The 12,817-nt window shown below is 51.8% G+C and carries 13 protein-coding genes; 2 read left to right on the top strand and 11 right to left on the bottom strand.

The features are described from left to right. Window positions 1-50 precede the first annotated feature (50 nt). Together rpiA and METBU_RS25505 are read left to right on the top strand one after the other, a co-directional pair. A complete protein-coding gene (gene rpiA / locus METBU_RS0119525; RefSeq protein WP_017842217.1) occupies window positions 51-704 on the top strand; it encodes a ribose-5-phosphate isomerase RpiA in 654 nt (217 codons plus the stop codon). 209 nt (window positions 705-913) lie between these two features. Continuing rightward, a complete protein-coding gene (locus METBU_RS25505; RefSeq protein ID WP_017842216.1) occupies window positions 914-1,321 on the top strand; it encodes a hypothetical protein in 408 nt (135 codons plus the stop codon). A 103-nt stretch (window positions 1,322-1,424) separates the two neighbouring features. Here METBU_RS25505 and METBU_RS0119515 read toward each other — a convergent pair whose 3' ends face one another. From METBU_RS0119515 to METBU_RS0119465, 11 genes are all read right to left on the bottom strand, one after another. Next, the gene (locus METBU_RS0119515) at window positions 1,425-2,354 is read right to left on the bottom strand and encodes a vWA domain-containing protein (RefSeq protein WP_017842215.1); all 930 of its coding nucleotides are present in this window, start codon (window positions 2,352-2,354) and stop codon (window positions 1,425-1,427) included. A gap of 634 nt (window positions 2,355-2,988) precedes the next feature. Beyond that, window positions 2,989-3,549, bottom strand: coding sequence for an MxaK protein (locus METBU_RS0119510; RefSeq protein WP_017842214.1), 561 nt, complete (start codon window positions 3,547-3,549; stop codon window positions 2,989-2,991). Continuing rightward, window positions 3,546-4,529, bottom strand: a complete 984-nt coding sequence (locus METBU_RS0119505) for a vWA domain-containing protein (RefSeq protein WP_017842213.1) — start codon at window positions 4,527-4,529, stop codon at window positions 3,546-3,548. The genes METBU_RS0119510 and METBU_RS0119505 overlap by 4 nt, the downstream gene beginning before the upstream one ends. Further along, window positions 4,526-5,449 (bottom strand): hypothetical protein, encoded by a 924-nt coding sequence (locus tag METBU_RS0119500; RefSeq protein ID WP_017842212.1) that lies wholly within the window; start codon window positions 5,447-5,449, stop codon window positions 4,526-4,528. Before METBU_RS0119500 ends, METBU_RS0119505 begins: the two co-directional genes overlap by 4 nt. 473 nt (window positions 5,450-5,922) lie before the next feature. After that, complete coding sequence (locus METBU_RS0119495) at window positions 5,923-6,777, bottom strand: DUF58 domain-containing protein (RefSeq protein ID WP_017842211.1); 855 nt, start codon at window positions 6,775-6,777, stop codon at window positions 5,923-5,925. Window position 6,778: 1 nt separating this feature from the next. Next, window positions 6,779-7,405: a hypothetical protein gene (locus METBU_RS0119490; protein WP_017842210.1), complete on the bottom strand. Its 627-nt coding sequence runs from the start codon at window positions 7,403-7,405 to the stop codon at window positions 6,779-6,781. 636 nt (window positions 7,406-8,041) lie between these two features. Then, window positions 8,042-9,058, bottom strand: coding sequence for an AAA family ATPase (locus METBU_RS0119485; RefSeq protein WP_017842209.1), 1,017 nt, complete (start codon window positions 9,056-9,058; stop codon window positions 8,042-8,044). A 195-nt stretch (window positions 9,059-9,253) separates the two neighbouring features. Beyond that, the gene (locus METBU_RS0119480) at window positions 9,254-9,538 is read right to left on the bottom strand and encodes a methanol dehydrogenase [cytochrome c] subunit (RefSeq protein WP_017842208.1); all 285 of its coding nucleotides are present in this window, start codon (window positions 9,536-9,538) and stop codon (window positions 9,254-9,256) included. Window positions 9,539-9,555: 17 nt separating this feature from the next. Next, window positions 9,556-10,029: a cytochrome c(L), periplasmic gene (moxG, locus tag METBU_RS0119475; RefSeq protein WP_017842207.1), complete on the bottom strand. Its 474-nt coding sequence runs from the start codon at window positions 10,027-10,029 to the stop codon at window positions 9,556-9,558. A 16-nt stretch (window positions 10,030-10,045) separates the two neighbouring features. Further along, window positions 10,046-10,891 carry a methanol oxidation system protein MoxJ gene (gene moxJ, locus METBU_RS0119470; RefSeq protein ID WP_017842206.1) on the bottom strand — a complete coding sequence of 282 codons (846 nt, stop codon included), beginning with the start codon at window positions 10,889-10,891 and terminating at the stop codon, window positions 10,046-10,048. Between the two features lie 65 nt (window positions 10,892-10,956). Further along, window positions 10,957-12,765: a methanol/ethanol family PQQ-dependent dehydrogenase gene (locus tag METBU_RS0119465; protein WP_017842205.1), complete on the bottom strand. Its 1,809-nt coding sequence runs from the start codon at window positions 12,763-12,765 to the stop codon at window positions 10,957-10,959. Between the last annotated feature and the right edge of the window lie 52 nt (window positions 12,766-12,817).

Below are 12,817 nucleotides of genomic sequence, written 5' to 3'. Positions count from 1 at the left end.
CGTTATTATCACATATTAACTACAACCACTAACTCAATAATAAAAAAGCTATGACACAAGACGAACTCAAACAAAAAGTAGCCTATGCAGCCCTCGATTATGTCAAAGGCGTTTCGATTGTCGGCGTCGGAACCGGCTCGACCGTGTTCCACTTCATCAATGGCCTGGCCGAGATGAAATCGGGCATCGAAGGCGCGGTATCCAGCTCCGAAGCCACCACGGCTCATCTGAAAAAGATGGGCATTCCTGTACTGGATTTGAATGATGTCGGCACCCTCGAGGTCTACGTGGACGGCGCGGATGAAATCAACCCGAACAAACAATTGATCAAAGGAGGCGGCGCCGCATTAACCCGCGAAAAAATCATCGCCGGCGCCAGTAAGAAATTCGTCTGTATCGCGGACGGCTCCAAGCGCGTCGACGTGCTCGGCAAATTCCCGCTACCGGTGGAAGTCATTCCAATGGCAAGAAGTTTCGTAGCTAGAGAAATAGTCAAACTGGGTGGCCAACCGGTCTGGCGGGAAAACTGCGTGACTGACAACAGCGGCCATATTCTCGATGTGCATAACCTGAACATCGTCGACCCAAGCGAACTGGAAAAAACCATTAACAACATTCCAGGCGTCATCACGGTCGGCATTTTCTCACTGCGTCCGGCCGACATCGTACTGGTCAGCGAAGGCGAAGAAATTATCACTTTTTAATCGATTTTTCGGTCGGCGAATCACGTTTTATATCGATCGCCGCCCGAACTCTCTAGTAGCGTGGTTGCTTTGAATCGACGACAGCAATCAACTATCCCCATAAAAATCTAATTCACGCATTGCGCCATTGATTACGTTAGAATCAAAATTCACTCGCATTCAAACGGAACTGTTTGCTATTGCCCTCTAACAAACGATAGGAGCGCATTATGAAAACCAAGACCTTACTTATCCTAACAACCCTTATCGCTATGGCCGGTTGCGGTAATTCCGACGATACGGCAAAAGTCGAAAAACCCGCCACCTCAACTAAACTGATAAACGAATCCGTTACTAAAGCAGTCGAGCCCGTCAAGGAAATCACTAAAGAAGAAGCTGCGGAAGATACGTCCAAGGAAGCGTTAGAACAAGCCGATGAAAAGCGACCTCAAGTCGTTGAGGAAGTAAAAGAATCGGCCGATACCGCCGTAGAAAACGCTGCCAAGGCGGCTGATGCCACCAAAGAAACTGCTGACAAAGCCAAGGATGCTTCTCCGTCAGCCATCGATAGCGTAAAAGAATCGACACCCAAGGTCATCGAAGTTATCAAACCTGATACGGAGGATGCAGCTCAGTAAATCGTAATGTTGACACATCATTATGCACAAGGATGTGCCGGCATCGGCCATCCATCCAAACGCCGTCCCTCTCGCTTTTTAATTTTTTGCCCATCCACTGTCTTCAAACAAACACAAGCACTAATATAACCAGGGCGGCAAGCGCCGCTTGCCAGCGAACATCGGTCTCGACTTGCTTTTGCTCGGCTAAATCGCCATTCTGCAACGCCTTAATCAGCGACTCGCTATCGATCAAACGATGATAATGCAAACCGGTTTCGGCGCTTAGCTGTTGCAAGTAGGTCTCATGCAGATGACTCATGTGTTCGTTACCGGCCACGGCTTCGCTGCCGAAGGGCGCATTGCGGGCGTTATAGCCTTCAATCTCTTCGGGATTCAAATTGGACAGACCGAAAGTCGAACGATGCGGCACATCATCGGCCATATAAAAACCTTCCGGCTCGCCCCGGCTGTTGTATTTTGGAATCGGCGCCGACTCCATTCCGCCGACTCCGACCAGCAAACCTTTTATAGCGCCCCTAACGCTTGAAAAATCGTTGCGATAACGCGGATTGACCGGCGGCGCCTCCTGTCCATCAGTCATAAACACCAGACTACTACCGCTGTCTTGACGCATTTCCAGCGTATTCATCAGGCCATTAGCGATGCGGCTGTCGGCGGCCCAGGCCATGCGCCAATCCAACGCCGCGATCGCGGCATCGATTTCGGCGAAACCCGAACACACTTCGACCGGCTCGAACAACACCGTCGAGCGCCGTTCGGTAAAAATGCCGAGTCCGACTTTCGATTCGCACGGCAGCTTCAGCAATAAGCCGCGCAAGCTTTGCTTAACGAACTCCAAACGGCTCACCGCTTGGCCGCCCGTCTGGTAATCCTCGACATTCATGCTGCGCGTGATGTCGATGACGAAAGTCAAATTATAAACCGGGCTTTTGCGCTGTTCGCTAGGATGAATGAACAACAAGGCAAGCACAATGACGGCCGCGGCCAGACACCAAAAACGGTAATCCTTGAAGATTTGTCGTGAATACATAAGCTCTTTATTGATACTTTTTGGTTGTAAGTATTCAGACACCCTTCGCTGTTTCCCATACTCCGATTTGGGAAAGCCTTCACGTAAGCTCTTGGCTTAGGTTTCGAGAAGCTGGAGCTTCTCGTACCGCATTCCCAAACAAAGAGCTTGGGAACGAGCGAACTCCTTTTTTCTCGAGAGGGGAGACAGAATCCTTACTTTTAGTTTTAAAACACGATGGCTCACGCTCTTGAACTATTGTGTATTTTTCGTTGCCGCATATAATTTTTGAGTCATATTGTTTAGGATTTTGTCATAAATAACTCCCCTATTTTTGAAGGGTTCGGTTGCTCGATTGGCAGGTGTCGGCGGCAGGGAAAGCCGCCGTCAAGCCTACAAGGACGTATTAACGGCGTCCTGCCAGGCGAGTTACCGAATCCTCGACAAAGCCCATAACTCCAGGAAGTTATTTTTCGCGAAATTCTTAAGGTAAAGGTGCGCGATGCGCACCTTACGGCGATTCAGTTACGTAGCCCTTGTGAAGCGACAGTGTAATACGGGAATTTCCTGACTCCGAATGCCCCGGATTGCGCTTTGCTTTATCCTGGCTACGCCGCATTCGCCATTCACCGCTTACTGCTCACAACCAACCCAGTCATGGCAAACCGCGAGGAAACCCCGGCACCGTCGTCCATAGTTTCGACTTTTTGCTTTCAGGGTCGTCGTCGCCGATGTTGATACGGTTCATTTCAGGCAGCAGCCGCATGGCGACTTCGAGATTGTATTTCGCATCCCAAAAGCCGCTGTCCAAGACCAGGGCCTGCCGGTAGGCTTGCTTGGCGAGGCCTGCCAGCGGCAGGGCTTCATTGAAATTCATCGACTCGGTCTGCTCGACCGCTTGGGCCAGATACAAGTTACCGAGGTTGTAACGGGTTTTCATTTGCAGTTCCGTCCCGCCCTGGTCGATAATCAAATTCAAGGTCGCCAACGCCTCGTCGTAACGGTGCATTTGTCTCAGATAAATTGCTCGGGCCAGGCGCACCTCGGGCTGCGCGCCAATCACTTTTTCGATGGCGATATCATGACCCGACAACAATTTTGCTATCCATGCATTTTCGCGTTCGATTCGATTAAAAGTCCAGAGCTGGACAATGACCGACAGACAGCCGGCGGCAAACAACGACCAACCCACACCTTGCCGTAACGACACCTTCATCTTCGTACCTCGCAACTTTTCAAAGCCAATAGCAACAACACTAAAATGACGGCCCAGCGATAACATAATCCGGATAAATCCTGTTTCGGAATCCGCTCGAAATAATGCAGCGGCCGATTTTCCAGGGTATCGATATCGGCTATCGCCTTTTGCACCGCATCGGGATTTTCGGCTTCAAAAGCCTGATAAGGCACATTGAGACTTTTAAAAAACAAATGCAGATAACGTTCCGGCATCGCATCGCTGTTATCGTTTCGAGGATCTTCGGGTATATCGAATATGCCCGGGCTGTTTTCGGTGCGTAAAAACACCCAATACAAGCGGATTTGCTGTTGCTTGATCAACTGTCTCAAAGCCTGCTCGCTATCGGGGTCGATCGCCGCCGCACCGTCCGAGATCAACAATAAAATCCGGGAACCGGTCAACGGCTGTTGTTCGAAAAACGACGCGGCCAGACTCAAACCTTTGCTGATGTTGGTGTAAGCCAAAGCCGGCGCGGACGTCGCGGCAATCGCCGCCTGCACGGCCTGTTTGTTTTCGGTCAGCGGCATCACGAACAACGGTGAGGTACTGAAAGCCGCGACACCGATCCGGTCATGCTTGCGTTTTTCGACGAACTCGGTCAACAAGCGCCGGGCCGTTGCCGATTTCGATTCGTTCGAACCGTCCGGCGCCCTACCGGCGAAGGTATCGTCCATGCTGCGGCTGCGATCGAGCAACAACACGATATGCGCGCCGTGCCCGATGCGCTCGACTTTTTGTTCCTTCAAATATGCGCCGGACAGCCCAAGCGATAAGGCCGCGACGACCGACATCCCGATGACGCGTAAGAGCAACGCCAACAAACCGGACAGCCAGTCGGCAGGTACGATCGCGAGCCATGAATAGGCCGAAGGCGCCGCTCCGGTCTTAAGCAACGGAAACACCATCAACAACAACCCTGCCAAAGCCCAGGGCGTTTCGAAAGCGATATCGCTCACCGGCCGCCTCGCTCGACTTCACGGCATAAGCGGCATAGACGCTCTATCTTGCCGAAATCGTCCCGCCCGATATCGCCGTAACCGGCAAAAAAATAGCGATTGGACACCTCGAAAAAAGCATTCAACTCATCGGCCAATTTACGATAATCGGGCTGGTTTCGATAAAACTCATCTAGCTTGTGTTGAAACAAAGGATTGCGGTTCAATGTGTTAAGTGCATGATGAACCACGCTCAAGGCCGATGCGATATCCCGTTCGGGCAAGCGCGCCAATTGCCGCTGGGCCCGCTTGAAAATGCCGCGTCTCGTAAGTCCCGGCAGATAGCCGTAAAGATAGGCCAAATAAAGCGCGCTCAGCACCACGATCAATAGACTCGCATACAAACGGCTCACGGTTTCGCGATTCGACAAGCGGGCCGGAGGCGCATCGGGGCGCATATATTCGCCCGCATCGTCTTTCCGGACCGCCAATTCGCGTAACGGCGAAATCGTGAAATGCCAAGACGGAACGGCTTGCTCGATCGCTTGCCCTCGTTGATTAAAGGTGACCGAAAACCCCGGAATCGCCAGCATCTTGACTTCGAGCGGTGCGTAAAAAACCTGATACCGTATATCGACAACATGGCGCATGCCTTGGCCGGTCTTGCTTTGCGAATGTTCGACCCGGTTGACCGTCAACCATCTATTCAACTCGCCCTGCTTCGGCAAGGTATTGCCATTCAATTCGATGCCGGAGCGCGTATCGATGACGATACGATGCGCGATTTCATCGCCGATGACATAACCGAACGGCTTCGGCGTCAAAAACTCGAAGCGGCTGACCGACTGTTCCAACGATCCGGAACAACCGCTGATCAAGACACCCAGCAACAACGTCAACCTCAGTATGCATTCCCACGCGGAGCGCTCATCGTTATTCATTAGTTATAGATACCCTCTTGTAAACTTAGCCAATGTGACCTCAATACCATTAATTGTCACCTAACGTTCATGAAGGCCCGGCCATCGCCCCAACAAATGAAAGTTCGGGCGTAGGGAGGGTACGGTTACTCGCCCGACAGGACGCCGTGAATACGTCCTTGTAGGCTCGACGGCGGCTGTCCCTGCCGCCGACGCCTGTCAGTCAAGCAACCGCACCCTCTTCGGAACCGGCATTTTCGTTGCTGAGCTTTTGCATATCGAACAATTAGATAAAGAGTCCAAATCTACGAACTTTCACAGTAACGTTCTCGGCAATGACATCGCGATCAGGGGATCGCTCCCACAGAGCATCAGGCCCTTGTGGGGGGCGACACCTTTATGCCCCTTGCCCACCTCTCACCTCTCACCTCTCACCTCTCACCTTTCATCTTTCATCTTTCACCTTTCACCTCTCACCTTTCACCTTTCATCTTTCACACCACTCTCTGCAGAAAATAACTCGTCAATGCCGAAGCCTCGTAACGACCCTCGATGAACAACGGCTCCGCACCCTTGGATCTGAACCAATGCCGTAAACTGCTTCTGCGCTGCTCAAAGGCCTTGATGATTTTCCGCTTCAATCCGGGACGCATCAGCAAGGTCCGGGTGCGCCTATTTTCACTATCCTGAAATTTGACGATGCCCCACTCCGGCAAATCGTCATATTCGGCCGGATCCCACAAGACGAGCGGCACGACGGCATGCCTGCCGAATAGCCCGGCAAGACGCGAAAATCGATTCAGATCGAAATGAAAATCCGATAGCAGAAAAACCAAGGACCGCCGCAGCGGCAAATAAGGCTCCACCTGAAACAATCCGTTGCCGCTCAGACCGTTTCGAACGCGAGACAAATCGCGAGCCAATTCATGCACGCGGCCCATGCGTAAGCCTTTCGGAAACAGCCATGCTTTTTCGATACCTTGTCCGCAACCGATGAAACCGAAATTATCGCCGGACTCAAAAGCCGATTGTGCGGAAGACAGTAAAAAGTCAGCCGCGACCTGTAATTTCGACGACTCGCCTGGAATGGACATCGACGCAGACAGGTCGACGATAATGAACACGTCGATTTTGCTGTGCTGTTGAAAGACCTTGACCCGGTAATGATTGAAAGGATCGAGTACACTGGCCCGTAAATCCAGGCGCCTGGGATCGGGACTTGCCAACAACGACTCGTGCCGCTTGAATAACTGTCCGCTACCAACCATTTGCCCGGGATGTGCGCCGGGAATCGCGCAATACCCCGGATGCGCCAAACGGTAATGGAAAGTCTCTATCGGTAACGCCATCTCATTGACTCACGATTAAATAAACCGCGATACCGGTGAAACAACAGTAACCCGGGGCAGTGTATTTGACCGGCGCAGTCATCAGCATTTGTACGATGCCCGAAAAAGTTTTATCGTCGCGGTTGAAAATGGACTCGCCCAACATCCAGAGCGCCGAATTCAGAACGATCAACACCAGAATCGTAAAAATACCGACATCGCTGAATAAAAACGATTTACTCACCAGCAAGACGGTTTTATCGGAGGCATGCAGCAAATTCGCGAACAAAATGCCGATCATCAATGCGCCTTCGTCGAAGGCCACGACGAAAAACGTGTAGGTCAGACGCTGCAAGGGACCGGCGACTTTTTCGACAGCCCCGAAATAGCGCGTCATGAAGAGAAACGGCAGACTGAAACAAAAAAACAACAAGCCAATATCGGCCAAAAGTACCCAAAAACGGTAACCGACCGCATCGTTCACGGCGCCGGTGAAATATGCGGCATAAGGCACCGCCGAATAATGATCGAGCGCGCTGGCGATCAGCGCTCCGGCAAAGCCCACGCCGGACCAAGTCAAATACATTTCCACTAAATGACTGACGCCGGCCTTCGGCACAGCCGATTCGATCCATTTTTTATAGTTCATCAGATTACTTAGTTAACTTGTTTATTGTTTTTTCCGGTTCCCAGGGTCATCAGTGCAAACCCATACATTAGCTGCCGAGGCAAGACCGGTCTGCATTCCCACGCTGGAGAGACTGTGAAAGTATTCAATATTATGAAATAACCATGAAGAGCATGAAGTTACATGAAGAATTAGGCTATTAACTTTGGGGGATTTTTCTTCACTGCCTTCATGTTCTTCATGGTGAATAAATTTTTTATGATGTATACCCATCGTAGATCAAAATTCGGCACCGGGGTGTCCGCCAAAGGACGCCGTGAATACGTCCATGTAGGCTCTATGCCAGCTCCATGCTGGCAAAGCCTTTGTCGGACACCCCGGCGCCTCCTCGGGCACTGCCGAAATTTGAAGTGCGAAAGGTATATTTTCCAATACTTTCACAGCCTCTGGAGCGTTGGGAACGAGGAAGCTTGGCCAATGCGACTTCGATATCGTTTATTGTCGCCCAAGCTTACCGGCTTCGAAATCGCGATCTGGGGATCGCTCCCACAAAGGACTCCATTCATCTTTCATCTTTCATCTTTCATCTTTCATCTTTCATCTTTCATCTTTCATCTTTCTTCTTTCACCGCTTATCGCTTCCCGCGTCCCCAACCCTCAAGGCGCGGCGATCGCCTCCAAAATCCCGTCGATCAACGCTGGCATCAGCTCGTCTTTGCGATAGGCCATGATCGGATTCAGAAAGATGCGGTGCGCCATCGTCACCCGATAGACCGCTTGAACGTCCTCGGGCAGCAATACCGTGCGACTCTCGAGCCAAGCGCGGATTTTCGCGGCGCGTATCAGATAACTCATGCCCCGAGGACTGGCGCCCGCCTGTATCAATTGAGACATATCGACATCACTCAGACTAATCCCGTAGCGACCGGGTTCGGCAGCGGCCTTCCACAGATCGAGCGCGTATCGGCGCAAGGCAGGACTCGGCTCGATCGCTTGTTGGATCCGAACGAACCATTCGTTGAGTTGATAATAAGGAATCAAACCGCTATCGATTTCCGCAACCAAGGCATCGACATCGTGAAAGCGCTGGTTGAACATCAAATCATCCAAAACGGTATCGTCATTCGGCATCTCAATGCCGATTTCCATCAAAAAGCGGTCGCGTGCGGCGGCCGGCAATTCGAAGGTTTCTTCTTTCTCGACCCGGTTGCGGTCGGCGAATACTTGAATATGCGGAAAAAGATAATCCCGATTGAATGCGCCGACGCTTCGTTCGGCCATTACGCGCAGCAGTAGCGAGTGTACCTGCGGCCGGGCGCGGTTAATTTCGTTAAAAAAGAAGGTCGAGAGTTGCTCGCCTTGTTTCAACAACGGCCCCGGATCGACGCAGGGCTTGCCGTCGCTGTTTAAATAAGTGTAATAAATCAGATCGGCCGGCATCAAATCGATCGTGCCTTCGATACGCTGATATTGTCCGCCGAGCCCTTGCGCGACCGCGCGCAGCAAAGTGGTCTTGCCGACGCCGACATTGCCTTCGAGCAAAACGTGTCCGCGAGCGAATACCGCGATCACGATATTTCGAACGGCTTCTTGCTGGCCGATCACGACTCGGTTGATTTGTTGCTCGAATTGCAGCGCCTTTTCGCGCCAATCGTTCAGTAATTTGTCTGTCATGGCAGAGATAAAAAAGGCCCCATCCAGCCTGCAGCTTTCAGGGGCGAAGTCATATTAGTCTTCAAAGATCACTAATGAAACCGGCGGTAAAATCAGCCTCCGGTTTCCGAGGGGGAAAGATCATACCGGCAATTCAGCACGATATGCGTTTCCACACGCCATGCGTACATTGGCAGGGGGAAACGGTATACGGTCTTAATTGATTTCTTCTACCTCATAAACAAACTTGCCGGTTTTAGACAGATGCTCCGTTCGTTTCTGATTGCGGGCTTCCATTTCTTTGATCGATTGCGCTTGTTTATTCAGTTCATTAGGGTCGTGTTTCGGGTCGTATTTGCTACCCGCTACCTTATCCGGAAAACCCGGTTTCGGTTCCCAACAAACGCCGGGTTCCTTGCAGTTAGTCCCGTCGTAGGCCATTGCGGAAGACGACAAAGCAACCGCGAAACTCGCGGCGCCGAGCAATAATGTTTTTTTCATCGTGTTAACCTCGCTGTTTATTTAAGCCATTTGGCTTTACTAGTATCGCCGGTGTAAATGCTGCGAATGAACGCCATAATTTTCAGCATTTCATCGGTATTGAAGTTGACATATTGCGGCCCCATCATGCCTTGCGCGCCGCCGAATAAAATTTCGAATAAGCCCTGATCGGTCTCGCCGCTAGGATAAGTCCAGTAATCGTCGGCTAGAGCAGGGCCAAGCTTGCCTTCCGCTTCATGGCCGTGACAACCTGAACAGCCGGTCATATAAAGACTTTTCCCTTCAGCAACCACTTCTTCGTTGCCGTTATAAGGATTCTTTCCGTCTTGCATGAATTGCTTGAACGCTTCAGTATCGCCGCCCTTTTTAGCGAAGCTCATATCCAGCTGTTCGCCAGTAATCGCATTACGCAAAGTAATTTCGGCATGGACCGCAGTGCTCATCAAAGCCGTTCCGGCCAAAATAGCGGCCATAAGTTGTGTTAATTTCATTTTTTTCGTTTCCTGTTTATTGTGATGCCAACGCCTGTGCGGGTTCCGAAACGACCGGTATGCCCTCGGCGCTCAAAATTCGATCGATGTCTTGACGGCGCTCGGCCAGCACCTGATTCAACTGTTCGAGCAATTTAGTATCTTCCTTGCGCACGCCCATCGAGGTGCTGTAGTGAAAGCCGACTTTCTCGCCGTCGGCGCGGACGTTGTTGTCCGGAATGACCGCCATCGTCAGAGGCGTCGCGGATTCCTTGACATAGCGTGCTGCAGACGGTCCCCACAGCACCGCAACTTCAGCCTTGCCTGAGGCGACCTCGCCGACCAGCTTCGACGAATCGTATTTGACATATTGATTTCGGCGCGACTTAAAGCCGACCAGTTCATGCATGTAGTTGAATTGGTCGTTGTAACGTCCGATCTTGCGCATCATCACTTCGGCCGGGGTGCCCGGAATGAAGGCGATGCGCTCGGCATTCATCAATGCATTGCTGTCCCAACCGTGAAGATCCAGTCCGTCCTTAACGCGACTGATAAATACATAACCCGACCGATAATACGGTTCAGTCGTCAGCACACGCGGATCGCCGGCATCCATACCTATCACGACATCGCACAAACCTTTATCCAAATAATCGCGCACGAAATAGCGCGCATCGGTCCAATTAACATATTCGATCGGCCGTCCGAGTGCCTCGCCTACGACTTGTGCGATCTTGTTTTCGAAGCCTTCGCCTTTTTTGTTCGCATAAGGCATTTCGTTTTCGGCATTGCACACTTTCAGAGGCTCTTCGCTTGCATGAGCCGAAGCCGACACAGCCAAGCCAATAGCCAACGCAGTCAAAATGTCATTCAGTTGTTTCATTTAGCCCTCATTAGGTGGGTCGGGTTAGACAAAAAGCCGTAACCCGACATTCATGCCTTAATTTCTTACAACGAGAACACCATCACGCCGCCGCCCATTTGGGTGTGATGCGCCAATTCCTTAAACGCACCGACCGCGCCCAAACCGGCCGACGGGTCTTTCAAATCGAAGACCAGACCAACGCCAGGCCAACCGCCGACACCGTAATAGATCGCGACATATTGCTTGCCTTCGTGTTTATAGGTAATCGGATGACCGATCACGCCGGAAGGCAGTTTGAACTTCCACAGTTCTTCGCCGGTTTTCGAGTTCAAGGCCTTGATGTAGCCGTCCAACGTGCCGTAGAAGACCAAGTCGCCGGCTGTTGCGGTCGTGCCGCCCCAAACCGCGAATTTTTCCTGAACTTCCCATTCGAACTCGCCCGTTACCGCGTTCATTGCCTTGACTTGTCCCAGCGTGCCTTTCGGTCCCGGATACATGTTCAACGTCGCGCCAACGAAGAATTGGCCGGCCCGGTAAGGCAGCATGAACGGTTCCCAATCCATACAGATATGGTTAATGCCCATGAAGAACAATTGCTTGTTCGGGTCGTAGGATTCGATGCCTTGGTTGTGGTAGCCCATCGCCGAAGGACAAATACCTTTCGCTTCGTGGTCCATGCGTGTCGAATATTCAGGATCGCGCACCGGCAGACCGGTTTTCAGATCGACGTGCTTGACCCAATTGACGGTATTGTCGATCTTGAACGCGCTGACCAGATCGCCGTTTTCGCGGTTCAGCGTATAGACGATGCCGTTACGGTCGGGATGCGTCAGCAACTTGGTCATTTTGCCGTTGACCTTTTGCTCGGACAGTCCCATATAGTTGACGCCGGCGTAATCCCATTCGTCGTGAGGCGTTTTTTGATAACCAAACTTCGCCTCGCCGGAATCGATGTCGCGGCCCCAGATCGTCATTGTCCATTTGTTGTCGCCGGGACGCATCGTTTCGTTCCATGGCGCCGGGTTACCCGATCCGTAGTACAGCATTCTCAAGTCAGGATCGTAAGCGTACCAACCCCAGTTGGTTCCGCCGCCGATCTTCCACGCGTCGCCTTCCCAGGTTTTCAGCCCCAGACCGAACTGCCCGTAATGCGGATTGGCCTTATTGAAGTCTTTCGACAACTTGATATCTTCGTCGGGACCGGTTGCATAGACGCGCCAGGCTTGCTTGCCGTCTTTGATATTGTAAGCAGTCGCGTAACCTCTGACGCCCAATTCGGCGCCCGATGTGCCGACGATGACTTTATCCTCGGCGACGAACGGCGCCACGGTCAGCGTCGAGCCCATGGCGATGTCGGAGTTTTCCATTTTCCATAGCAGTTCGCCGGTCTTCGCGTTCAATGCGACGACATGGCCGTCCAATTGATTTAAAAAGATCGTCGCCGGATAATCCTTGCCTTGCGGCGCGTAAGCTAAGCCGCGGTTGACGACGTCGCAGCAGGCCACAGCGCGCGCGGCCGGATTTTGCTTCGGTTTGAATTGCCACAGAATTTTATCCGGGTTGTTCAGATCGATCGCAAAAACATTGTTCGGGTAGGGCGAGTGCACATACATAATGCCGTCGACGACCAGAGGCCCGCCTTCATGACCGTTCAGAACGCCGGTTGAAAATGACCAGGCCGGCTTCAGATTTTGTACATTCGTGATGTTGATGTCGTACAACTCGCTATAGTGAGTCGAGCTGTAATCCTTGGTCTGCATGACCCAATTGGTATTTTGTTTGGACAACTTATCTAACGCTTGATTGGCCTGCGCCGGCTGCGACGCGGCCAACAAGACGCCCGACACTAATGCCGCCGCGCCCCAGAGTTCGCGTTTTTTATGGTGTTGCATAATTCCTCCAGATTGATTTTTCGCATAATGTCGGCGCGGCCCCCTATTGATT

Source organism: Methylotuvimicrobium buryatense 5G (genome assembly GCF_000341735.1).
GTDB classification, from domain to species: domain Bacteria; phylum Pseudomonadota; class Gammaproteobacteria; order Methylococcales; family Methylomonadaceae; genus Methylotuvimicrobium; species Methylotuvimicrobium buryatense.
The sequence above is the reverse complement of the archived record's forward strand: the minus strand, read 5'-3'. Positions and strand labels throughout refer to the sequence as shown.

Bases quoted from the DNA above. Each gene is read 5' to 3' on its own strand.
- rpiA (WP_017842217.1), top strand. From the start codon at position 51: ATGACACAAGACGAACTCAAACAAAAAGTAGCCTATGCAGCCCTCGAT.
- METBU_RS25505 (WP_017842216.1), top strand. From the start codon at position 914: ATGAAAACCAAGACCTTACTTATCCTAACAACCCTTATCGCTATGGCC.
- METBU_RS0119515 (WP_017842215.1), bottom strand. From the start codon at position 2,354: ATGTATTCACGACAAATCTTCAAGGATTACCGTTTTTGGTGTCTGGCC.
- METBU_RS0119510 (WP_017842214.1), bottom strand. From the start codon at position 3,549: ATGAAGGTGTCGTTACGGCAAGGTGTGGGTTGGTCGTTGTTTGCCGCC.
- METBU_RS0119500 (WP_017842212.1), bottom strand. From the start codon at position 5,449: ATGAATAACGATGAGCGCTCCGCGTGGGAATGCATACTGAGGTTGACG.
- METBU_RS0119495 (WP_017842211.1), bottom strand. From the start codon at position 6,777: ATGGCGTTACCGATAGAGACTTTCCATTACCGTTTGGCGCATCCGGGG.
- METBU_RS0119490 (WP_017842210.1), bottom strand. From the start codon at position 7,405: ATGAACTATAAAAAATGGATCGAATCGGCTGTGCCGAAGGCCGGCGTC.
- METBU_RS0119485 (WP_017842209.1), bottom strand. From the start codon at position 9,058: ATGACAGACAAATTACTGAACGATTGGCGCGAAAAGGCGCTGCAATTC.
- METBU_RS0119480 (WP_017842208.1), bottom strand. From the start codon at position 9,538: ATGAAAAAAACATTATTGCTCGGCGCCGCGAGTTTCGCGGTTGCTTTG.
- moxG (WP_017842207.1), bottom strand. From the start codon at position 10,029: ATGAAATTAACACAACTTATGGCCGCTATTTTGGCCGGAACGGCTTTG.
- moxJ (WP_017842206.1), bottom strand. From the start codon at position 10,891: ATGAAACAACTGAATGACATTTTGACTGCGTTGGCTATTGGCTTGGCT.
- METBU_RS0119465 (WP_017842205.1), bottom strand. From the start codon at position 12,765: ATGCAACACCATAAAAAACGCGAACTCTGGGGCGCGGCGGCATTAGTG.